Source organism: Flavonifractor porci (genome assembly GCF_037572415.1).
Classification (GTDB): Bacteria; Bacillota; Clostridia; order Oscillospirales; family Oscillospiraceae; genus Flavonifractor; species Flavonifractor porci.
Genome location: NZ_JBBHLB010000007.1, coordinates 1 through 23,288 on the forward strand (window position 1 = coordinate 1; position 23,288 = coordinate 23,288).

Sequence of the window (23,288 nt, forward strand, 5' to 3'; positions counted from 1 at the left end):
CATGGGCCGCAGCTTCAGCCGCCGTATGGATAACAAGGCTGTGGACAAGCTGTTCTTCTGGCTGCTGCTGGTCATTACCGGCATCAGTGTTTACAACCTGATCCGCTGCTTTGTGTGATAAAAGGTCTGATTCTCCATGTGCAGTCGCTGGCCAGCCTTTTGACTGCGGCGGGATTCCTGTCCCCAGCTTTCGTTTTTCCCGCCGCTCCCGCTGGGTTTTGTCTCTGCCGGTATAGCGTTAATCTCAGGCAGTAGTGCTTGTATGTGTGTGTAATTCCATTTTCCCATGACAAGGCCCCCTGATGTAGTCTATTTTCTACATCAGGGGGCCTTTTGTCATTGTCCGTTCTTACTGGACTTGTTCAAATTGGTTACAAGGGCGCTTCTTGATACGTCCAGAGGTTCTCAGTTCATATGCAGCCTTAACCCAATCCCGTCTCCAGTACCTGGCAGAAATTCATCAGGATCTGCGCCACTTCAGCCCGAGTGGCAGTGCCGGTAGGATCCAGTATGTTGCCACCCTTACCGGACAGCAGTTTGGATCCTACCGCCCACTCCATAGCCTCTGCGGCCCAAGCGGAAACATCAGCACTGTCGGAGAAGGCTGTCAAATCGCCTGCGGCAGATACATCATAACCCTTACCCTGAGCATAGCGATACAGGATGGTAGCCAGCTGCTCCCGGGTCACGGTGTCGTCGGAGGCAAACACAGTATCACTGTAACCCTTGACAATTCCCTGAGATGCCGCCCAGTTTACCGCGTCGGTGTACCACATACCGCTTTCCACGTCGGAGAAGGGCAGTGTATTCTCAGCCTTGGGCTGGCCCTCCAGACGCCACAAAATCGTGACGACCATACCCCGGTTGGTGGTCATAAAAGGAGCGAAGGTAGTGGCGGAAATGCCGTCCATCAATTTGTTGTCGTAGACGTACTTCACCGCATTGTAGAACCACTCGCCGGCCTTCACATCAGCGAAAGGCAGCTCGGGCACTACAGGGGCGTCATCCTTTACAAAGGCGGCTTTCACAGTGACCGCAGCGGCAGGCATGGTAAAGGTATACTTGCCGTCACCCTTATCGGTAAGTTTGACCTTGCTGCCATCCTTGGCAGTGATGGTAAGGGTGTCCAGCTTGTAGCCCTCATCAGGAGTCACTGTGAGAATCACGGTCTCTCCCGCTTCCGCAGTCTTTTGATCCGCAGCCACAGAGCCGTTGTCGCTCTTTGTCACAGTGATGCTGTATTTGCTGACGGTGGTGCCGCCACCGCCGCCACCGCCGCCGCCGGAGGTGGTAACTTCAATTCTGACAGCAGCGGTCTTGGTGATCTCGCCTTCTGTATAACTGACGGTTACCTGGGTCGTATTGGTGCTCAACGGACCATCCGGCGCAATGGTGTAGTCTGTAACGACTGCGTTGGTACCGTTATTGTAGTGTGCTGTCACTTCCATACCCTTGGCAGAGAAGGTCTCGCCGGAAACATAGGAGGTCTTTTCAGGCTGCTTGGTAATGGAAATGGAGTCCAGCGACTTCTTTTCCACTGTGACAATCCATGTGGCCGTACAACCGCCCACGGTGATGGTAACTTCCTGCTGACCCAGCTTTGCCGGATCGTAGCCAGAGAGCATTTCGGTGCTCAATTCCAGAACACGGGTGGTATTGTCGTCATAAGTAATGGTCACTTGGCCGCCAGTGGGATCCAGCGGCTGTCCCTCCAGATAAAAGGACCGGACAGGCAGCATGGTTAGGGCAATGGACACCGGCTTCCGCACATCAATAACAACCGTCGCTGCAATCCCGCAGAAGGCAGCTTCTGTTGCAGCCTGACGAACCTCATAGCTGCCCGGCCGCAGGCCATGAATGGAAGTGCTGCCCGCCTCTACTGTCGTCCAGCTGTCTGCCCCGCTCACCCGGTATTCATAACGATTCTCAGCAAGCAGGCCGTTGATGGCGCCGTCAGCCGCACTATCTTCGGTCGCTTTCAGAGTCGTCAGCGTGGGCGCGATCGGACGGGCGGGAACGGGAATGGACTGGGGCTGGCTGTCGATCGTCGTAGTGCCGTTGCCGGCAGCAATCAGCTGAACAGTGGTACCCAGCCAATCCTCCTCCAAATCGATCCGTCCCTGTTCATCCGCGCTCACAGGCGTACCGTTGACACGATATTCCCTGCCTGCCTCCAGGCCAATGAGCATTTCCTCCTGGTAGTCGATCCGGGCTGCCGGCGTGGGTTCCTGATTGGGATCATACGGCTCAAAGGTGAATTCCGCGGCCGTGCCGGCAAGATAATATTCCGTTTCAGCAAGACGAATATAGAGCGTCTTCGGAGGTTCCACAACCATACCGTTTGCCGCCTCATCCGCGGTAACGGGGCTCCAGCTTTGCTGATCGGCGCTCCACTCCATTGCAACAGTCAGTCCGGTCAGTTTGCCGCTGCCGTCAATGACGGAAGGCTGCTCTGCCATGATACCGGTGGGAACATCCTGTTTTGCCTTATTGACAGTGAGAGATACCGACTGCTGAACGGGATCCTCCATTCCCTCGTAGTTCTGCCTGGAGAGATCCGAAGGAGTGAAGATCACATCATATTCCGAAACAGCGGGAGTAGGAATCATATCTGGATTGGCCCAGGCAAAGGTTCCTAATGTGGTGCTGCCGCCAATCAGCGGAACAGAGGACAGTACCTGCTTGGGATTATAAGTCGCATCCTCGGCAGTGGGGAACGTAACCTCCGGTTTTGCAGCCTTTCCAATGCTCCATTTCTGAGAAAGTCCAGAGCCACCGTCAAGTGTGTAGTTTCCACTGTCCGCGCCGGTCAGCCCGGTGATTTCCGCGGTATAGCTGCCCGCATTGGTGGCAGACGCATTGGACAGGGTCGTCTGCACCGTATCCCCGGGTATCAGGTTGGTAATCTGCGGTGTGACCTGGTGGACAGTGCCATCATAGATAAAGCTGTCTGCTGTCCAGGTGACTTCAACCGGTCGCGGGGTAATTGCCACGATGTTCTCAAATGTCTGCTCATACTCCGTATAATAGGCGTCGGCAGGACGAGTGATTTTCACATCGTAGGTCCCGGAATCCGTCGGGGCGTCACCGGTCCAGGCGTTTTCGCCCGCAGGGCTATACTGGATCTGGAGCGGATTGCCCGGAACAGGTTGTGTCGTTACCGTATGCGGAGTTCCGTCATAGGGTATGGACACAGGTTCCAGCGTTACGCCCGGGAAGGCTTCCTGCTTGATCCACTTTCCTTCCGCCTGCAGATAGGTGAGCATCGTACCTGGCGCCGCCCCGGCGGTGGCGGTCACGGTGCCGTCACTGTTTTGCAGGATGGCGGGTGTGATGGAAATATCCCAATAAGTGACATCGCTGCCGGACTGGGTCACTTCGTACAACTTCTGAGCTTCGCTGGGTGCGCTTTGCAGAATGAGTGTCCCCGTCCCGCTGCTGCTGGTAATATTGGCACCGCCCGCCGTGGTGTATATTCCGCCGGCAGTCACTATAAGAGTTCCATTGAGATCCAGCGTGACATCAGTAAGGTCTGCCGCCGTGCGGGTATAGCTTCGGGTAGGCGAATAGTTCACCGGGCGCAGGTCCGCATTGGAAAACACATATTTTTTGTCTACCCACTCTTCCGAATCATAAAGGAAGAGATTGGAAGATAGGTTGAGCCGGGCCCCCTCATCTACCGTTAGTTCTGCGCCCGGTAGCAAGGAAATGTCGCTGTTAAAGGATGCCGTACCGTTGTGTATGGTCACCGACAGTCCTCCATGTAGGGGAAGAACATAGGCGCTGGAACCAAAGCCCTGGATATTGATCTCATTTAAGGTCAAATTCCCGGAGACCTCTATCTCCATCCTATCCTTCTCTGGCAGATACCGTTTGGTAAAGGACCCTCCCTCCCCTAACTGGAACAATCCGCCGTTACCTACAAAAGGAACCTCAACCGATTCAGTGGAAACACTGCTGTACACCGTAGTGTACAGTATCTCAGAGGCGCCTGCAAATATAGTCAGTGGCACCTCGACGTTCTGAACATAATACTGTGAGAAGGGAAACACTCGCTCTTGTCTGCCCTTCATACTCAGAGAAGCTCTTCCGCCTCGCCACCCATGAATCTGGAAGTACTCTCGCACCTCTGAACCGCTCTGCGCCGTAACGGAGCCGCTACCGGTAATAAAGCCGTAAGCGTATAGTTTACCTCCGGAATTCAGGGTGATGGAACTGCCCTCTTCCATCTGAATTTGTCCATAGGGGCCGGTATTGGAGCCAGGGCCTGGATTCTGAAGGCCAGTATGCTTGCTCCCCACGGAGATTGCGCCTCCGCTCTCCACCGAGATGCTTGTTCCGTTGGAGAGAATAAGATTTCTGTAGCAACTAGGCTTGGTATAACCCTTGCCTGTAGTCTCCGGCTCTGTCTGATAAATCGTATTGGCACTGTCGCAGGGCACCAGCAATGTAACACCGTTAGGAATAGTATACTCGCCCGCCGGCAAAATGCCGTCCTGCGCCACCACCACCAACTTACCCCCATCCTGCGCCTTTTCAACAGCCAGGTTCAAGTCGGTATAATAGGCACCATCCACCGTAAAGGCCGCCGTACCAACCGGTATGAACCAGGGGGTCACCGCTGTATCTGCGTCAAAATACATCTTGGCAGAGGCCTCGGTGGAGATAACTGCACCATCCCCGTTTTTCCATCCCAGGAACTGGTACCCTTCCGCCGGGGTGGCGGCCAAAGTGTAGGCATGGGATGTTTTGTTTGTCTTTGACAGGCCATCTTGGCCTACCGCTTCGCCGTCCACCGTATAGCTGCCGCCCTGTGCCGGCAAAAAGGTAACGGTAACACTGCCGTCCCGCACCAAATACAAATTGGTCAGAGCAATACTGGTAGTATGTGCCGCACCTGCCTGACTGGTGATGGAGATCGTTACAGAACCCCCGGCAGCCAGAGAGGTAGAATAATGGCCATTCTCTGTAACCTTACCGCCGTTGATCTCAACCGAACCACCGTCCAGCGTCAGCGCATAGTCAAAGGATAATGCGGCCTCCGTACCCTTGTTGTTGCTGATTTTCAGAGAACCCTGTCCGGGAGAAGCTGAGCTACACCCCTCTTTATCTTTTCCGCTAACCGAACCATTGACGCCGGTACCCTTTGCGTTCCATGTCCCGCCATTACTGTCCAGCCCGATGCTCGGATCGCTCAGGCCAGAAACAGGGGCTGCATAGGCGGGCAGCGCTACTGCCGGCAGCAGGCCCAGCACCAGCACCAGCGCCAGCAGCATGGACGTCATTCGTTTGAGTATGCCTTTTCCCATCAGGCATTACCTCCTTCTCTTGGCGCGGGATGATTTGTGGTCGTTCCGCGCCTTCAGTTCAAAATAAAAGCTGCATCCGATCACGATGGACAAAAGGGACCAGAAGTGGGCCGGATGCAAGCCCCAGAACAGGGCTTTTCCCTCCCGGAACCACTCTTCCACAAATCGGAAGGTCCCGTAGGCCATCATATAGAGCGGATAGATGGTTCCCGGCTGCTTCTGCCGGCGCAGCCGGCGGTAAAACAGCACCAGCAGCACCCCGTGAAAGACCATCTCCACCTCGCGGGTGGGCCAGCACAGCGTGCTGCCCCCCGGCAGAGGAAGCCCCCGGCAGCAGCCGGACAGGATGCAATTCATCCGGGCAAACAGCAAGGTGGAAATCATGCACAGGGTAAGCACATCAAACAGTTCAGGAAGGGAACGGGAAAAAACCTTCCCCACCGCAACATAAAAAAATGGCAGGAAGAAGATCCCTCCATACAGGCTCATGCCGCCGCTCAATGTCAGCTGAAAAGCCTCCAGACCGGCAAACAGCTTTACACAGAGCACTCCGGCAACCGTGTGCAGCACCGCCGCCGGTATGATCGCCGCTGCGGGCAAGGCCAGCTGTTTGCGAAAGCGCCACAGCCACACCACGCTGCACAGCGTACCGGCGGCCAGGCAGAGCAGCAAAGCCGGTTCCATAGGTTCGCTCCCTTCTTGATGTGGAATAGAAAAGCCGGGGCGGGCAGTTTGCCCGCCCCGGCCGGGTGGTTGTGTACAATTACGGAGTCTCGGTGTTGGTATTGGCGTAGGCGCTAAAATCAATGTGCAGCACCACAACCACAGTTTCGGTGGCGGTGAAGCCCATGGAGGACTCCAGATCCACGGTCACAGTCACAGGAACGGCGTAGTAATTATCCTTGCTCATGGAACCATCAGCATCCTTAAACTGACCGGGCGTCATTTCCTTGATCCCGTCGCTGGTCATTCCAACAACGCCGCTCATGAAATTCTGCCAGGCAGATCCCTCCGTACCGGGGGTAAATACGCCATGGTCACCAGTGAAGAAGGGGGTATCATTAACCTGAACCGTCAGCTTGCTCAGGACCTTGTTGATCACATTTGCATTGCTGTTCACGGTAGTAAGAACAGAATTGATCTCGTCGGCGCCGCTGCCCAGGATATCGTTCAGATTCAGCTTTGCCAACTCATTCAGCAGCCGGCCCACAGTAACGCTATCAAAGGTATTCTGCATTTGCTCCGCGCTGATGCCCTTCCCCTCGGCAATCTCCACAGCCTTCTTCATCAGGGCGTCGGGCATCTCCATGGTGACCACAAAGGCCTCGGTTTCATTGACGGTGATCCCGTAGCGGTTCGTGATTTCATCGCTGCTCAGCTTCTCCATGCTCAGGTGGTCGGCCAGGCTCTTGGCCAGCTTCTGCACCTTGGCAACGTCCTCTCCCGTCATCTTTACGCTGATGTTGAAGTTGTAAGAATCGGTGCCCTCAGCTTTGGCGCTCACAGTCTTGTAGGTATAAACACCGTTAGCGTCGGCTTCCATCTTGCTCAGATACTCAAAGAAACCCTGGGATACGGCAAACAGTGCGTTCTTCAGCTCAGTGTTCTGGAACGCACCTTTGTCATAGACCTTCTGATCGGCTACGGTGAGAACATACTGGCCAAAATGATCATCCAGCGCCTTCTTCAGCCGGGTAGCCAGGCCATTCAGCACATCCTCGCCCACAGCGGCATTGCCGGCCATAATGGCGTCCACGTTCAGGGTCAGGGCAAACTGGTCACCACTGCGGGTAGCAGTCACCAGCTGAGCACCGTCATGACCCTTGAAATCTTCCAGAGCCTTATTCAGCTCATCCCAGGCCCCCTCAACAGCCAGCTGAGCCTCATTTTCATCGGGAACCACGGTTCCGCCTCCACCGCCGCCGGTGGAACCGGAAGGTGTGGTAACGCTCCCACCGGCAGCCACGTTCTTGTTGCCGGCCTTGGTACCGGTGGTCTCCTCACCGGCGGTTACCTTGGTGTTTTTGGTGTTGATGGTATTGTTATTGCCGTTGGCCAGTACGTCCTTTACAGTACCGGTACCACTGACGGTGTTGCCGCTGCCGTCCAGCTGCAGGTGCTCCACCACAGCATCCTTATTGGCCACGATCTTACCGTCGTCGGACAGCACGATCACCTGCTCAAACTGGCCCTTATCCAGGTTGACGTTCTGGCCCGTCACCACGACCAGATCAGCCTTACCGGTCAGGGTGGCGTTGTCGCCGGTCAGCAGCACCACGCCGCCGTCACAGGTCACTTCAGCCTTGTCTGTGTTGCTGTAGACGGTTACGATACGGTCCAGCAGGGACATAACACTGCCCCGGGTGATATCATCCAGAGGAGCAAAACCACCGCCGCTGACGCCATTGACCCAGCCATATTCATTCATGGCTGCCACATAGCCCAGCGCATAGTCCGAAACAGTATCAGCATCGGCAAAGGGCAGTTCCTTCTCCACGGGCACAATGCCAAAAGCACGGGCGATCATGGTAAACGCCTGTTCACGGGAGATAGGAGCCAGAGGAGACATAGTGTTGTTGCCAGTGCCGTTCAGGATACCGGCCTCCACGCACTGAGCAATGGGAGAGACATACCAGGCGCCCTCCTCCAGATCAGCAAAAGCGCTGACGTCAGCTTTCTTTTCAAGGCCCATAGTGGTAGCCAGCACCTTGGCAAACTCGGCGCGGGTCATGACGCCGTCAGGATCAAAAATACCGTTCCCCTTGCCGTCCACAACATCATAATCAGTCCAACGCTCAATGCTGGACTCCGCCCAGTGTCCTTCGATGTCTGTAAAGGCATCAGATTCGGCAGCAAATGCAGGTCCTGTCATAAGAGACATAGACATACACACAGCGAGAGATGCTCCCAAAATTGTTTTCTTCACGATGAGATTCCTCCAATCCAATAGAATGTGGGGTACAAAACGCGCATGGAATGTATACTTGGGCGCTTTCACCTCCAATGTTACAGCTGTGCATATCAAGGCAAAACGGCTGTATCTGTACTGGCATTGTAGCACCAACAGTCAAAGAAGGCAAGTCCATAATTCCAATGGAGGAAAGTTTGTCCAAAACAAATATTCTGATAATTATATAAAATCCTGTATTTTCCTCTTTTCAGCAGCCAAAAAATACATCACATTTATACAAACCTGGATTCGACTGGAAATATTCTTTTGTAGCAGAGCAATTCCTATGTTGGAAATGCCCACCGCTATTCCGATAAAAAAAATTTTTCCAGTCTCTTCCTGTAATAGAGCAAAAGCGTATCTTTTTCTCAGGCGGCGTCAACGGGAAACCTCATTAATATGAATGAAAACCAAAGTCAATTCAAACCGCCGCATCCCAAGCCCGGCTTCTTGACAGGTTCTTCCGGAAACGATAAAATAATAAAAATAAGAATTAAGGCGTGGGAAAAATGAAGGTTACACCACAGGAAAAAATCATACTGGACGCGGCCCTGGAGGTCGTGGCGCGGGAAACCATCAGCCGCACCAGGATGCACCTGATTGCCGAAGAGGCCGGGATGTCCCAGTCAAACCTGCACTATCATTTTAAAACAAAAGATGCGTTAATGAAGTCCCTCTTCTGTATGATTCAGGATACATTTACAGCCCGGCGCAAACAGGATACCGCGGACCAGAATACCCCCGTTGAAAGTCGGATCGCACATTTCTTCCAGGAACCCAGGCGTCTGTTGGATGAGGACTGGCGCTATGAGACGGTACAGATCGATTTCTGGCTGTACGCCCATACAGAGCCGGAAATGCAGGCGCTGTTTGACGAAAGCTATGAAGGTTGGCGGGATCAGGCGGTCCGTATGATTACTGAGGCATACCCCCGCATTCCCGCCAATACGCAGCGAGCCCTGAGCTACATCATGGTATCCATGTTCATCGGGGCTGTCATGCAGATCATAAACCGGGCCGATTTTGACCTGGATCGCTATTTTGAAGTCTGTACAAAACTGATTGTTTTGGAATTGAACAAACTGCAGCAAAGTGGTTGATTCTGACTCATCAAACATAATGAACTGATCCAGTAAAAACGGACAGTGACAAAAGGCCCCCTGATGTAGGAAAATAGACTACATCAGGGGGTCTTATCATGGGAAAACGGAATTACACACACGTTCAAGCGCTGCTGCCAGAGATCAAGGCCATGCTGGCAGAGGGGAAAAGTCAGCGGGAAGTAGCGGAATACTACGGCTTTCGGGATAAACAGGTGGTAAAAAGGCTGCTTGAGCGCGAGCGGAGAAAAGAACGAAAGCTGGAAGCCGGAATCTGCCCACGGCCGAAAGGCCGGCCGAGAAAAGATGCCGTACCAAGAGACATTGTGGCGGAGCAGGCCTATGAGATCCAGCGGCTGCGTATGGAGAACAAACTACTGCGGGATTTTCTGCGCTGCGCAGAAAGGAAGTGAAGGCACAGGTTAAATACTATGTCATCTATCGTCACAGGACAGAGTATCCCGTGGCAGTCATGTGTAAATTCTTTGGAGTATCCAGAAGCGGTTACTACGCCTTTGTCCATCGCCAGGGCAGGCCGGAAAAGGACGCAGCTCTTTCGGAGCTCATTGCACAGCAGCGGGAACGCAGTTTCCGAACCTATGGCTACCGGCGGATGTGGTTATGGCTGAAAAGTCAGAATATCTTCCGCAACCCCAAAACTGTGCTGCGGAGTTGCAGCTCCACAGCGGCCAGGGTGCTCAGTACGCCTCACAAGCATATTTTGAGCTAACTCAAACATACGGCATTACGCCGTCTATGTCAAGGCGTGGAAACCCTTATGACAATGCAATGGCGGAAAATTTTTTCTCTGTTCTCAAAACAGAATGTATTTACCGCCACAAACCGGCTACCTTCTCACAGGCCAACGAGTTGATTGATCGCTATATTTACTTCTACAACCATGAGCGCATCCTGCTAAAAACTGGAGAGGCGCCGCTGACGCGACGCCTCTCCTCTTAAAACTTGATACTTACCTCCCAGGGGCATTTTTATGATGTCTGTACGGACGAGGGAGTGGGGCGAAGATATTCCATGAGCATATCACAGCAGAGGGTTGCATACAGCTCCAGATCAACTGTCAATTTGGAGTTTAGAACCTGAAGGGATTCGCCCATCATCATGGAAACCATAACATGAGCAAGCAGATCAGCCTCCTCCGGCTCCACCGCGGGATCGTACAGGCGGACTGTTTCCGCAATATGCTTTCTCCAGATCTGATAGGACTGATAAAATTCCTCATTGATTTCAGGGTCTACCCGTCCCATGCACCAGTAGTCAAACTGAGTTCTGTCATACTGAGGCTCGTCCTGTATAATCTGCTTCTTCTGTTCAAAAAAGCCAGACAGCTTATCCTTTAGATCATTCGAACGCTGCGCAAGCACCGCGTCCCGCTTTTCTGAAAAGTTTTTCTGGATATATCGCAGCAGGGCCAACAGCAGGTCCCGCTTGGTCTTAAAATAATAGTGAAGGTTGGATTGCACCACTCCGGCTTCCTCAGCAATCAGGCGCATACGGGTTCCGGCAAGCGTCTCCCTGTCCACCACCTCAAACGCCGCAGAGAGAATGGTTTCTTCCATAGGATTATACTCCATTGACAGCAGCCTCTTTCCTGCATTCTTTTGTAAAATCAGTATATCAAACCAGGCTCAAAAAATCAAACCCCCTCCACTGACTGACTAGTTGATTTATTTGGGGCAGTATGATATATTCGCTATAGACCGACAGAAGAGCGGTCAGAAATGGAGGATTATTATGGAAGTCATCAAGTGGAGCGCCAACAAAATGCCCAAAAGCGGGGACCAGCAGCTGAGCGTCATGGCTCTGGATGAGGTGCAGCGGGCCCGCGGATTTCACCAGAGTTTTCCCCAATACGCCGTTACCCCTCTTGCCAGGCTTTCCCGCATGGCCGGACAGTTTGGGTTGAAGGACCTGTTTGTCAAGGATGAGTCCTATCGGTTTGGCCTGAATGCCTTTAAAGTTTTGGGCGGTTCTTTTGCCATGGCCCGGTACATCGCTAAAGCGCTTGGTAAATCTGTAGAGGAAATGAGCTATGATTACCTGACCAGCGACCAGCTCAAGCGGGAATTCGGACAGGCCACCTTCTTTACCGCCACAGACGGCAACCACGGCCGGGGTGTGGCGTGGGCCGCCAACCGTCTGGGGCAAAAGGCCGTAGTCCATATGCCCAAGGGCAGCAGCAAGTCCCGCTTTGACAACATTGCCCGGGAAGGGGCCAAGGTAACCATTGAGGAGGTCAACTATGATGAATGTGTGCGCATTGCCGCCGCTGAAGCCGCAGAGACAGAGCGCGGCGTCATAGTACAGGACACCGCCTGGGATGGCTATGAGGAGATCCCCGCCTGGATCATGCAGGGCTACGGAACCATGGCTATGGAGGCCGCCGAGCAGCTCAAGTCCCTCGACGCCGCCCGCCCCACCCATATTTTTGTCCAGGCCGGAGTAGGCTCTCTGGCTGGCGCTGTGGTAGGCTTCTTCCACAATCTCTTCCCCGAAAATCCTCCCAAAACCATCATCATGGAAGCCCAGGCTGCCGACTGTCTCTACCAGGGTGCCGTGGCAGGCGATGGACAGCTGCGTACCGTGGACGGCGATTTGCAAACCATGATGGCGGGCCTGGCCTGCGGAGAACCAAACACCATTTCCTGGGATATTCTGCGCAATCACGCTTCCTTCTTCGTCTCTTGTCCGGACTGGGTGGCCACCAAAGGCATGAGAATGCTGTCCGCTCCCTGTAAGGGCGATCCCCAGGTGGTTTCCGGAGAAAGCGGCGCCGTGGGAATGGGGCTTCTGGCCACTTTGATGGAGAACGCGGAGTACCGCGCATTGCGGGAGGCGATCGGCCTTGATGGAACCTCCAGCGTACTTCTTTTTTCTACCGAGGGTGACACTGATCCCCAGCGGTATCGCGATATCGTATGGAATGGGGCCGACATCTCCGTCTGAATGCCTAAATTTCTTTTGGTTTTTTTGTCCAGAATAGAAGATTGACACAAAAAGAGCTTTGGCATATAATGAGCACAGAAAATCTGACTGACTGATCAAACTAATGCGAGCCATGAGCTCGTTTTAAATGGCCTCGTATTTGATCAATCAATCAGTCTAAAACGGAGGAATTATTATGGTAACTTCTATGGGCGGCAAGCACCTGATCACTCTGCAGGAGTGGAGCAACGAAGAAATTGATACCTGCCTGGACACCGCTTATGATCTGAAACTGAAATTTGCGCGGAAGATCCCCCACGCCAGCCTGCGGGACGAGACTGTGTTCATGATGTTCTTTGATGAGTCCACCCGCACCCGCAACTCCACCGAGGCCGGCGCCACCCAGCTGGGTGCCCACGCCCACTTCCTGGACGCCAGCAAGATGCAGATCCAGCACGGCGATTCCGCCAAGGATACGGCGATGATCCTTTCCAGCTACGGCCACGCCATTGCCTGCCGTCACTGCGGCTGGGGCGTGGGCAACGCCTACATCCGTGAGATGGCCAAGTATTCCAGAGTGCCCGTTCTGAATCTTCAGTGCGACCTGTACCACCCCATGCAGGGTCTGGCCGATCTGATGACCATCCAGGAGCATTTCGGCCGCACCAAGACCCAGGGTCTGAAAGTCTCCATCATCTGGTGCTATGCCACCACCCATAAAAAGCCCATCTCTGTGCCCGTTACCCAGGCCCTGCTCTTCCCTCGCTATGGGATGGAGGTCACCCTGGCCTATCCCGAGGGCTACGAACTGCCCGACTGGGTGATCGCCCAGGCGGAGGAGAACGCCCGGAAGAACGGCGGCACCATCCGCATCACCCACAACATCCGCGAGGCCTTTGAGGGAGCCGACGTGGTGATCCCCAAGAACTGGGGCAGCTGGTACGCCGACAGCAAGAAGGCTCCCACCGATGAGAAGCGCGAGGGCAACACCACTCTGACACAGGAGGAACTGGACCGTCTGGCTCAGAACAAGTCCTGGAAGTGTACCCAGGCGCTGATGGATCTTACTTCTGAGAACAGCATCTATATGCACGCCCTGCCCGCCGACCGTGTCAATGAGGTGGAGGATTCCGTCATTGATGGTCCTCACTCCATCATCTATCAGGAGGCCGAAAACCGGCTGCATACAGTCAAGGCAGTCATGGATCTGACTATGGGTGGCAGACGCTGAGTAAAGGAGGAGTTTTCATGGATATCTCCACGAATGCCGCCGGGCTGAAGCTCTCTTCTCCCCTGCTCCCCGGCTCTGGCCCATTGACTGGAGACGCCGAACGGATTCTCTATCTGGCCCGGCAGGGACTGGGCGCCATCGTAACAAAAACCATTGCGCCGGATGCGGCGGAAGTGGGCCGCCCCTGTATCGCCGGCAACCGGACCATGATCTTCAATTCCGAAGCCTGGTCGGAGCATCCCGCATCCCAATGGATCGGGGAGTACCTCCCCGAGGTACGCAAGCAGTGTGACACGCCCATTATTGCCAGTGTGGGGTATGACGACAAAGACCTGCGGCAGATGATCCCCCAGCTGGAGCCCCTTGTGGCTGGCTATGAGTACATTCCCCGGTATGTGGGCAAAGACTTCGATGAGGTCAAGCGGATCGTGGCAGTGCTGCGGAGCCTCACCAAAAAGCCCATCTGGGTCAAAATGAACGCCAATATCTCCGATCCCGTGGGCTTTGCCGCCTCCTGCCGGGAGAGCGGCGCGGACGGTATCGTGGCCATCACCTCTCTCGGCCCGAACATGGTCATCGATATCGAGCACCGCCGCCCCCTGATCGGCACCGCCGACGGCTACGTCTGGACTTCCGGCCCCGCCATCAAACCTCTGGCTCTGGCCTACGTTCACATGATCAAACAGGCCTTCCCCGACCTGTCGGTCATTGCCAGCGGCGGCTGCGCCACCGCAGAGGACGTGATCGAGTTCCTGCTGGCGGGAGCCGACGCGGTCCAGATGTTGTCCGAAGCCATGCGGAAGGGCCGGGATCTGTACGGCAAGATCCTGGCGGATCTGCCCGCCGCCCTGGAGCGCTATCGTTTTACCAGCGTGGAGGATGTCAAAGCCACCGGCCTGACCACCACTGTTCCCAGCAACACCCCCTCCTTCCCCCACTTTGATCAGGATACCTGCACCGGCTGCGGTCTGTGTGAGCGCTGCTGCCCCTACTTTGCGCTGCATATGGAACAGGGCAAGCCTGTGGTGGACCAGTCCAAGTGTTTTGGCTGCGGCCTGTGTGAGACCAGATGCCCCACCCGTGCCATTACCAATGTCATTCCTGAAATCTGAAGATTATAAGATTATTTGTAAAGGAGATTTATGATCATGGTACCGACCGAACGCATTCGTGAGCTCAGTGAGAAGTACAGGGCCTATACTGCCGAGCTGCTGGGAAAGATGATCCGGGTCCCCGGCTTCTCCGGCCGCGAGAAGGACCGCTGTGAACTGATCGTGCAGCTGTGCCAGGAGGCCGGCTTTGACGAGGTCCACATTGACGGTCTGGGCAGCGTGGTGGGCCGGGTGGGCCATGGCCCCAAGAAGCTGGCCTTTGACGCCCACATCGACACCGTAGAGGTGGGTGACCGGACCCAGTGGAACAAGGACCCCTTCTGCGGCGAGGTCACCGAGGACGGCCTGGTGTACGGCCTGGGCGCTTCCGATCAGCTGGGCGGCGCCGCCTGTATGATCGCCTCCGCCCGGATGCTGAAGGAACTGGGCTACGACGGCGAGTTCACCATCTACTACACCTTTACGGTTATGGAAGAGGACTGCGACGGTCTGTGCTGGCTCTATGAGATCGAAAAGGAGGGCCTGAAGCCCGACTATATCGTGTCCAGCGAGCCCACCGCCTGCCGTCTGTTCCGGGGCCAGCGGGGCCGCATGGAGATTGAGATCCTCCTCAAGGGCATCTCCTCTCACGGTTCCCTGCCCCACAACGGCGTCAGCGCCGCCTACAAGGCCGCCCGCGCCGCTCTGGCCATGGAGCAGCTGAACGAGGACCTGCAGCCCGATGAGGACAATTTCCTGGGCAAGGGCTCCGTGGTGGTCTCCTCCATGGAGGTCAAGGGCCCCTCCCAGTGCTCCGTTCCCGATGAGGCCAAGCTCTATCTGGATCGCCGCCTGACCTGGGGTGAGAACGAAGAGATCGCCATCGGCCAGGTGGTGGACTACATCACCAAGGCTCTGGGCGAGCCTCCCTACAAGGTCTATATGCCCTCCTATGCCAAGCGCGGCTACAAGAACACCGACTTTACCCAGGAGCTCTACTTCCCCACCTGGAAGACCGAGGAGAATCATGAGCTGGTGGTGTCCTCCCGCAAGGCATTCCAGGAGCTGTACGGCAAGGATCTGGTGCCCGGCCCCTGTGTGTACTCCACCAACGCCGTAGCCTTCTGCGGCCGCCATCACATTCCCACCGTCATCATGGGGCCTGGCGACGTGGAGGCCTGCCACAAGCCCAATGAGACTACCCGCGTCAACGATCTGGTCACCTGCAGCGCCTTCTACACCATGCTGCCCTACATCCTGAAGTAAGGAGCGGGACAGATGAAAAAGCGCATTGTGGTGGCCCTGGGTGGAAACGCCCTGGGAAACACCCTGCCTGAACAGATGGAGGCGGTCAAATATACCTCCCGCATTCTGGCTGACCTGATCGCAGAGGGAAACGAAATCGTGATTTCCCACGGCAACGGCCCCCAGGTTGGCATGATCAATCTGGCCATGTCGGAACTCCATCGGGCCGATCCCAGACAGTCCATCATTCCCATGTCCGTCTGTGTGGCCATGAGCCAGGGCTACATCGGTTATGATCTTCAGAGTTTCCTCCATGCGGAACTGCTGAATCGGGGCATTGATAAGCCGGTCACCACTGTGATCACCCAGACCCGGGTAGACCCCGACGATCCCGCCTTCCAGCACCCCACCAAACCGATTGGCCGCTTTCTATCCCTGGAGGAGGCCAAAGAGCTGGAAAAAGAGGGCTATCGCTTTATGGAGGATGCCGGCCGGGGCTATCGGCGGGTGGTTGCCTCCCCAAAGCCTCAGGAGATCATGGAGATCGACACCATCCGCACCCTCCTTCAGGCCGGACAGGTGGTCGTCGCGGCAGGCGGCGGCGGTATCCCTGTTGTTCGTCAGGGATGTTACCTGCGGGGTGTGGGCGCTGTGGTGGACAAGGACTTTGCCAGCTGCGTGCTGGCCAAGTCCCTGGACGCCGACGAGCTGATTATTCTCACCGCCGTAGAAAAAGTTGCCATCCACTTTGGAAAGCCGGATCAGGTCTGGCTGGATCGCCTGACACCGGGTCAGGCTGCCAAATATGTGGCCGACGGAGAATTTGCCGCCGGTTCCATGCTGCCCAAAGTACAGGCCGCCATGGAGTTTGCTGCCTCCAAACCGGGACGCAAAGCATTGATTACCCTTTTGGAAAAAGCAGGTGACGCGCTGAACGGTCTGACCGGCACTGTGATCACCCAATAAAAAGCCATCGTATAACGACGAATAAGCCGTGCTGAATGAAGCATGGTTTATTCGTCGTTTTTAATAATAATTATCGCATTTTATTGTCTATATTGCACAATTTTTGTCTCAAAAATGCGGTCACTTTGTGAATTGACCACAGACTGACTAATCGATAAAATATAGGCAATTCTGAAGGGAGGTTTCGCAGCATGAAGTGGAAAGCGGACGAATTTTACTTTCAGCGAACCGCCGAACTTGCCCGAGAAGCCATGGACCGGGGAGACGACGGTTTTGCCAGTATCCTGGTGGATGAGAATGGAGAAATCGTGATGGAGCAGGGAAATCTGGCTCACACCCGGAACGATCCCACCGCCCACGATACCATTGTCCTGGCCCAGCGGGCGGTACAGGCATATCCGCAGGAATTTCTGTCCAAATGTACGGTCTACGCCCTGATGGAGCCCTGTGTCATGTGTATGGGCGCTCTGTTCTGGGCTGGGATCCCCAAGGTCAAATACGCCATGTCCGAGGCAGATCTGAACAAACTCCTGCCCGGCGGCCTGGAGATCCACAGCGAGGAATTTGCGGCCCGGAGCCCAAAACCCATGATTTCGGAAAGCGGCGCTCCCTTCCCTCCGGCAAACAAGATCATTCGGGATTGGGTCTGCTCCCTGGGGATTCCCGGTATCCCACCTGAGGGAGTCTGAGCCATGAAAGCCATCATTCATGCCAATATTTACGACTTCTACTCCTACCGTCCGGACAGCTATCTTATCTTTGACCGTAAAATCACCGAAACCGGCCCCATGAGTCAGTGGCATCAGCCAGAGAGCTGTGAAGTGCTCGACGCAAAGGGTGCGTTTCTGCTGCCCGGTCTGCTGAGCTGCCACGCCCATTTATACGGCGCTTATATGAGAGGCTGTCCCCTGCCGCCCATCCGCTCCACCAGCTTCCGGGAACAGCTGGAGCAGCTCTACTGGACGGTGGATGGTGCTCTTGATGTGGAAAGCTCCTACTGGAGCGCAAAAACACTGGCTCTGGACCATATCCGCTGCGGCGTGACCACCATTTTTGACCACCACGCTAGCGGAACCCAGATAGAGGGCACGCTGGATGCACTCAAGCAGGCCTGGGTAGACGAAAGCGGACTGCGCGGCCTCTTCTGTTTTGAAACCAGCGATCGGTTTGATGTGGATGCCTGTATTCGTGAAAACCTGTCCTTTGCCCAAAAAGGCGGCAGTGAAATGCACGGGGCCATGTTTGGAATGCACGCTTCCCTGTCACTCAGTGAACGGACCCTAGACCGGGTCGCACAGGAGATCGGTAATATCCCGCTGCACGTCCATGTGGGCGAAAGCCTGGAGGACGAAGAGGAGTCGGTAGCCCGTTACGGAAAACGGATCGTGGAGCGTTTTGCAGATCACGGCCTGATTACTCCCAACAGCATCTTCGCCCACTGTGTCAACATCAATGATCGGGAAGCGGCGCTGATGGCTGAATACGGCGCCACAGCAGCCATCAATGTGACCTCAAACCTGAACACCGGAAACGGTATCCCTGATTTTCGCCTCTTCCGCCGGTATGGTGTACCCGTCATGGTAGGAAATGACACACTGGGCACCAATATCGCCGCAGATCTGCGCAACACCATGTTTGGGATGCACCTGCGTACCAAGAATCCCTGGTGGTTTGATTCCGGTATGCTGCTGGACTGCATCCGCAGCGGTTATGAATTTGCCTCCCGGCTGCTGCACATCCAGCTTGGCCGGCTGGATACCGGCTGTGAAGCCGATTTTGCCCTTGCACCCTATCTCCCGCCTACCCCCATCACCCAGGAAAATGTTTGGGCACACATCCTGGACGGCATATTCAACAGCTACCGGCCCAGCGACGTCTGGTGTGCCGGTGAAGCAAAGATGAGAAATTACCAGGTACAGTTTGATGAATCTGAGATCTGCCAAAAGAGCCGCGCAAGTGCTCAGAAAGTATGGGCACGTATTTCCCAGCAGAAATGATGAAAGGGGCGTCATTCATGAAGGAAAAGGAAAAAGTCAAGGCAGCAGACAACGACTATGAACTGTGCGAGGTCCCACGGGACAAACGAAAGAGTTTCGCCAGCATCACCATTATTTGGACCGGCTATGTATTCCTCATCACCAGCATGGTGGCAGGCGGCGGCCTGGCCGCCGGTCTGACGTTCCGCGAAATCATTCTGGCCACCATCCTGGGAAATGTCTTTTTAAGCGTTCTGGCCATTCTGGTCAGTATCATTGCCAGCCGTACCGGCCTTACCTTCGCCCTGCTGACCAGACACAGTTTTGGATTAAAAGGGTCAAAAATTACGTCTTTGTTCGTTCCTGTTGTCAATATCGGCTGGTATGCCATTCAGTCTGCCACCTACGGCCATCTGATCGCCCAGGTACTCAATTTGGGCGGCGTGGGTGAGATCATCTGTATGATGCTCAGCGCGTTGGTGATGGGTATGTTTGCTCTGTTTGGCTTTGACGCCATTTCGATCTTGGGCTATGTGGCCATTCCGGCGGTAATCTTCCTGTCCATCGCCGCTTCCATCAAAGCGGTGACGGTAACAGGCGACTTTTCTATGATTCTGAATTATGTTCCCACCACTCCCATTACCATCGTGGAGGGAACCACTCTGATCATCGGTACCTGGGTATTTGGTACGGTGGCCTGTATCGCCGATATCATGCGCTACGCCAAAAATACCAAGGAGGCCATGCTCAGCGGCGTCACCGGTCTGGTGGGCGGCAACAGTCTCCTGGTCATCTGCGGTGCAATTACAGCCATTGCCCTGAACAACAGCGATCTGACGGCTGTACTGCTCTCTATGGGACTGATCCTGCCCAGCATCATTCTTATGACCACCAACATCTTCACCACGAATGCAGCCAATCTGTATTCCATGTCCCTGAATCTTTCCAACGCATTCAATATGGGCCGGAAAAAGATGCTGATGGGCGTTCTGGTGATCTGTGCCCTTCTGACCATGTTAAAGCCCTATGAGATCACCTTCCTGTTTACCTTCCTCGATGTGTTGGGCAACATCGTCCCGCCCCTGGCCGGCATCATCTTTGCCGACTACTACATCATCAAGCGCGGTCACTATGAGGAGCTGGCCAAAGCGGACATCGGAGATTGGAATATCGTGGCCTGGATCACCTGGGCAATTTCTGTCGCGCTTGTCTATCTTCTGCCCTTTGGACAGCCTTCCGTCAACGGTATCGTGATCTCCATGATTCTCTATGTCATCCTTATGAAACTCAAGCCGGTAAAGGCCGAAATCAAGGAGGGCAACTAAAATGACCAAATATAAATGGATCGCATTCTTTGGAACAGTACTGATGGGAATCAGTTCCTTTGTGGCCTGTCTGGGAACTACCCCTGCCGTCCTATTGACCGGAAGCATTTTGCTGGTAATCAGTATTATCATCATGTCTTACGCGTTTTACTTCTGGAGGCCTTAAATTTATATTGCAGAACGGGCTTGTTGCAAAATAGAATCCCGAAAAAATAGGCCAAAGAAAAAGTTAGCCAGAACCGTCCAGGCGGCGGTTTTGGCTAACTGTTTTAATACACAAATTTCCCTTTTGGGTCTGAGAGCGCATCTTGCAACAGGCCCTTCCTTCGCATAAAGAAATCCTGTAACCATTGTGGTTACAGGATTTCTTCATGGTACGCCCGAAGGGACTCGAACCCCCAGCCTTCAGAACCGGAATCTGACGCTCTATCCAATTGCGCTACGGGCGCGTCTGGCACGCTCTTTTAACGTGCCAGATTATTATAGCAACCATCCCTCTGTTTGTAAAGAGCTAATTTTGATTTTATCAAAAAAACTTCCGGTCAAAACTTATCACGCCGCCCCTAGTAATCGTGAGACGGAAGCTGTCAGCAAACAAAGACAGATTCCCAGCACTGTGGGGATAAGCACTGCCAGCACCGTCCACCTTACGCTGCGGGTTTCCCGCGCAATGGTCAGGCAAGTGGTGGAGCATGGCCAGTGGAACAGAGAAAACAGCATGGTACACAGAGCGGTAGTCCAAGTCCAGCCGTTTGCAACCAGCAGTTCCCGAAGGGCCTCAAGGCTACCCGCATCCTGTAAGGTTCCGGTGGACAGATAGGACATGAGAATAATGGGAATCACAATCTCATTGGCGGGGAAGCCCAGCAAAAAGGCCATCAAAATAGTACCATCCATACCCAGAAGCCGGCCAAACGGGTCCAAAAAGCCGGTACACCAGTCCAGAATGCTGGCACCGCCTACAGTAACATTGGCGCACAGCCAGATCACCAATCCGGCAGGGGCGGCCACAGCCACAGCCCGGCCCAGCACGAACAGCGTGCGGTCCAGCACCGAGCGGACCAGGATCTGCCCCACTCTGGGCCGTCGGTAAGGCGGCAGTTCCAGGGCGTAGGCCGACGGCATTCCTTTCAGCAGCGTATTGGACAGCAGGCGAGATATGCCAAAGGTCATGACCACCCCCAGCAGAATAGCCCCGGTAAGCAGCAGTGAGGACGCCATTCCCTGCCACAATCCCCCTGCCGCACCCACAAAAAACATTGTAATTAGAGCGATGAGGGTAGGAAACCGTCCGTTGCAGGGAACAAAACTGTTGGTGAGAATGGCAATCATTCGTTCCCGGGGTGAATCGATGATACGGCACCCCACCACCCCTGCGGCATTACAGCCGAATCCCATACACATGGTCAGGGCCTGCTTACCGCAAGCTTTGGCCTTTTGGAATCCATGGTCCAGCAGGAAAGCCACACGGGGAAGATACCCAAAATCCTCTAGTAATGTAAAGAGAGGGAAGAAAATTGCCATAGGAGGCAGCATGACACTGACCACCCATGCAAGTACTCGGTACACTCCCAGGACCAGCGCCCCGTGGAGCCACTCTGGGGCATTGAGCCAGACAAACAGGTCGGTAAGCCGGTCCTGAATCCAGAATAGCCCATCGGACAGCAGCTGGGAGGGATAGTTGGCCCCCTCTATGGTGAGCCACAGCACAGCCGCCAGCAGGAGCAGCATGGCTGGAATGCCGGTGGCCCGGGCCGTAAGCAGTCGGTCCAGACGTTCGCCGCCTGCAATGGCAGCACCTTGGGGCAGTGCTGCCCGGGCCGCCTGATGAGCGGCATGGACCATACTGGCCGCCAGCTGATCGCTCAGATCCGTTATCCCGCTGTGGGCCAGCTGTTCCCTGGCCCTGATCAGTGCTTCCTGAAGTTCCTGGTCCCTATCCGGGTCCCAGCCTGTCTGCCGCGCCAGACTGGCAGGCAGAGTGGGATCCCCTTCCAGCAGTCGCAGGGCCGCCCAGCGGACAGGCAGTCTGCCCTGCAGCCTGGATTCCAGGAGTGGTTTGAGGGATGCGGCGGCAAATTCTACTGGCGGTGGATAGCGGACCGGCCGGGGCTGAGGAGGCGTCTCTCTGTCCAGCAGTATATCCAAGGCATCCATCAGTTCCTCCAGCCCCTCCTCCCGGCCAGCGGAACTCCCAACCACGGGAACGCCCAAATAGGCGGACAGAGCCTCCAGATCCACCGTGATATGCTTGCGGGCCGCCTCATCCATCAGGTTGACACACACCACTGTTCTGGGCTCCAGCTCCAAAGTCTGGAATACCAGATTTAAGTTGCGCTCCAGACAGGTGGCATCACACACCACCACCGCACCCTGAGCCCCGCCAAAGCAGAGGAAATCTCGGGCCACTTCCTCCTCGGCAGAGTGGGCCAGCAGCGAATAGGTACCTGGCAGATCCACCAGCGTGTAGGTAGTTTCTTTCCACTGGCATCGCCCCTGGGCCACCGCTACGGTCTTACCCGGCCAGTTCCCGGTATGTTGGCGCAAGCCGGTCAATGCATTGAACAGGGTGGACTTACCCACATTGGGATTGCCCGCCAAAGCTACCACCCGCTCCGCCTCCTCAGCCCCCAGCGGCTGGGCGGCAGCAGCCGCGCCCGCTCCTGTGGCAGCTCGCGTCAGTCCCATGGCGCGCCTGCCAATCTGACGCCCCTGGCATCCCGCCGCCGCAGAGCAATGACCGCCCCACGGATCAGATAAGCCGCCGGATCCCCCGCAGGACTGACCGCCGTGCAGCTTACCGCAGTCCCCGGCACCAATCCCAGGTCCAGCAGCCGTCGGCGCATGGCGGGCTCAGTCAGCACCTCAGCCACCTCTCCCCACTGGCCTACCCGAAGGGCATCCAAGGTAATGGTACTCATATCATAACGCTCCTCGCTGTCGCTTGAAATGGATGGAGGCTTACCGTCAGCCGGTGCAGGCCCCCACAACCTATCATATTGCGGAGCAAAAAGGCAGGTTCCTATTGAAAACTAATTCGTATATTGAAAATCTATTGACTAACCATATATAATCGTTTAGAATAACAGCGAAATGTATTCTTTTTTGCCGCAGCGGATCGCTGCGGCTCTCTTTTCGGTTGGGAGGTTTTT

General features: G+C 55.1%; 18 protein-coding genes and 1 tRNA gene. 12 read left to right on the forward strand and 7 right to left on the reverse strand.

All coding sequences use genetic code 11. The annotated features are described in order from the left end of the window. Positions 1–422: 422 nt before the first annotated feature. The 3 genes from WHJ28_RS07785 to WHJ28_RS07795 form a co-directional block, all read right to left on the reverse strand. Positions 423–5,309 carry an S-layer homology domain-containing protein gene (locus tag WHJ28_RS07785; protein ID WP_340041316.1) on the reverse strand — a complete coding sequence of 1,629 codons (4,887 nt, stop codon included), beginning with the start codon at positions 5,307–5,309 and terminating at the stop codon, positions 423–425. Positions 5,310–5,315: 6 nt separating this feature from the next. Continuing rightward, the gene (locus WHJ28_RS07790; RefSeq protein ID WP_340041318.1) at positions 5,316–5,993 is read right to left on the reverse strand and encodes a prolipoprotein diacylglyceryl transferase family protein; all 678 of its coding nucleotides are present in this window, start codon (positions 5,991–5,993) and stop codon (positions 5,316–5,318) included. A gap of 79 nt (positions 5,994–6,072) precedes the next feature. Further along, positions 6,073–8,235, reverse strand: coding sequence for an S-layer homology domain-containing protein (locus WHJ28_RS07795; protein ID WP_340041320.1), 2,163 nt, complete (start codon positions 8,233–8,235; stop codon positions 6,073–6,075). Between the two features lie 533 nt (positions 8,236–8,768). Here WHJ28_RS07795 and WHJ28_RS07800 point away from each other — a divergent pair. The 4 genes from WHJ28_RS07800 (at position 8,769) to WHJ28_RS07810 (ending at position 10,319) form a co-directional block, all read left to right on the forward strand. Further along, positions 8,769–9,359: a TetR/AcrR family transcriptional regulator gene (locus WHJ28_RS07800; RefSeq protein ID WP_340041531.1), complete on the forward strand. Its 591-nt coding sequence runs from the start codon at positions 8,769–8,771 to the stop codon at positions 9,357–9,359. A gap of 98 nt (positions 9,360–9,457) precedes the next feature. After that, positions 9,458–9,772, forward strand: coding sequence for an imidazolonepropionase (locus WHJ28_RS07805; RefSeq protein ID WP_340041322.1), 315 nt, complete (start codon positions 9,458–9,460; stop codon positions 9,770–9,772). A gap of 59 nt (positions 9,773–9,831) precedes the next feature. Continuing rightward, positions 9,832–10,089, forward strand: coding sequence for an IS3 family transposase (locus tag WHJ28_RS16510; protein WP_425461114.1), 258 nt, complete (start codon positions 9,832–9,834; stop codon positions 10,087–10,089). Continuing rightward, positions 9,981–10,319: an integrase core domain-containing protein gene (locus WHJ28_RS07810; protein WP_340041324.1), complete on the forward strand. Its 339-nt coding sequence runs from the start codon at positions 9,981–9,983 to the stop codon at positions 10,317–10,319. Before WHJ28_RS16510 ends, WHJ28_RS07810 begins: the two co-directional genes overlap by 109 nt. A 29-nt stretch (positions 10,320–10,348) precedes the next feature. On the opposite strand, the gene WHJ28_RS07815 is transcribed toward WHJ28_RS07810, so the two are convergent. Then, positions 10,349–10,936 carry a TetR/AcrR family transcriptional regulator gene (locus WHJ28_RS07815; protein WP_340041326.1) on the reverse strand — a complete coding sequence of 196 codons (588 nt, stop codon included), beginning with the start codon at positions 10,934–10,936 and terminating at the stop codon, positions 10,349–10,351. Between the two features lie 175 nt (positions 10,937–11,111). On the opposite strand from WHJ28_RS07815, the gene dpaL reads away from it, so the two are divergent. From dpaL to WHJ28_RS07855, 8 genes are all read left to right on the forward strand, one after another. Then, positions 11,112–12,323 (forward strand): diaminopropionate ammonia-lyase, encoded by a 1,212-nt coding sequence (gene dpaL / locus WHJ28_RS07820; RefSeq protein ID WP_425461112.1) that lies wholly within the window; start codon positions 11,112–11,114, stop codon positions 12,321–12,323. 175 nt (positions 12,324–12,498) lie between these two features. Continuing rightward, complete coding sequence (locus tag WHJ28_RS07825) at positions 12,499–13,533, forward strand: ornithine carbamoyltransferase (protein WP_340041328.1); 1,035 nt, start codon at positions 12,499–12,501, stop codon at positions 13,531–13,533. Between the two features lie 17 nt (positions 13,534–13,550). Beyond that, on the forward strand, positions 13,551–14,645 hold the full coding sequence (locus WHJ28_RS07830) for a 4Fe-4S binding protein (protein ID WP_340041330.1): 1,095 nt from the start codon (positions 13,551–13,553) through the stop codon (positions 14,643–14,645). Between the two features lie 36 nt (positions 14,646–14,681). Further along, a complete protein-coding gene (locus WHJ28_RS07835; RefSeq protein WP_340041332.1) occupies positions 14,682–15,890 on the forward strand; it encodes a YgeY family selenium metabolism-linked hydrolase in 1,209 nt (402 codons plus the stop codon). A gap of 12 nt (positions 15,891–15,902) precedes the next feature. Next, a complete protein-coding gene (gene arcC, locus WHJ28_RS07840) occupies positions 15,903–16,835 on the forward strand; it encodes a carbamate kinase (protein WP_340041334.1) in 933 nt (310 codons plus the stop codon). Between the two features lie 191 nt (positions 16,836–17,026). Then, the gene (locus WHJ28_RS07845) at positions 17,027–17,524 is read left to right on the forward strand and encodes a nucleoside deaminase (RefSeq protein WP_340041336.1); all 498 of its coding nucleotides are present in this window, start codon (positions 17,027–17,029) and stop codon (positions 17,522–17,524) included. 3 nt (positions 17,525–17,527) lie between these two features. After that, positions 17,528–18,832 (forward strand): amidohydrolase family protein, encoded by a 1,305-nt coding sequence (locus WHJ28_RS07850; protein ID WP_340041338.1) that lies wholly within the window; start codon positions 17,528–17,530, stop codon positions 18,830–18,832. A gap of 17 nt (positions 18,833–18,849) precedes the next feature. Continuing rightward, positions 18,850–20,136 carry a cytosine permease gene (locus tag WHJ28_RS07855; RefSeq protein ID WP_340041340.1) on the forward strand — a complete coding sequence of 429 codons (1,287 nt, stop codon included), beginning with the start codon at positions 18,850–18,852 and terminating at the stop codon, positions 20,134–20,136. Positions 20,137–20,508: 372 nt separating this feature from the next. Here the strand turns inward: WHJ28_RS07855 and WHJ28_RS07860 are convergent. The 3 genes from WHJ28_RS07860 to WHJ28_RS07870 all read right to left on the reverse strand — a co-directional run bounded on the left by WHJ28_RS07860 (position 20,509) and on the right by WHJ28_RS07870 (position 23,057). Next, positions 20,509–20,585, reverse strand: a tRNA-Arg gene (locus WHJ28_RS07860). 103 nt (positions 20,586–20,688) lie between these two features. Further along, positions 20,689–22,824, reverse strand: a complete 2,136-nt coding sequence (gene feoB / locus WHJ28_RS07865; protein WP_340041342.1) for a ferrous iron transport protein B — start codon at positions 22,822–22,824, stop codon at positions 20,689–20,691. Then, positions 22,815–23,057: a FeoA family protein gene (locus WHJ28_RS07870; protein WP_204707182.1), complete on the reverse strand. Its 243-nt coding sequence runs from the start codon at positions 23,055–23,057 to the stop codon at positions 22,815–22,817. Before WHJ28_RS07870 ends, feoB begins: the two co-directional genes overlap by 10 nt. Positions 23,058–23,288: the final 231 nt, after the last annotated feature.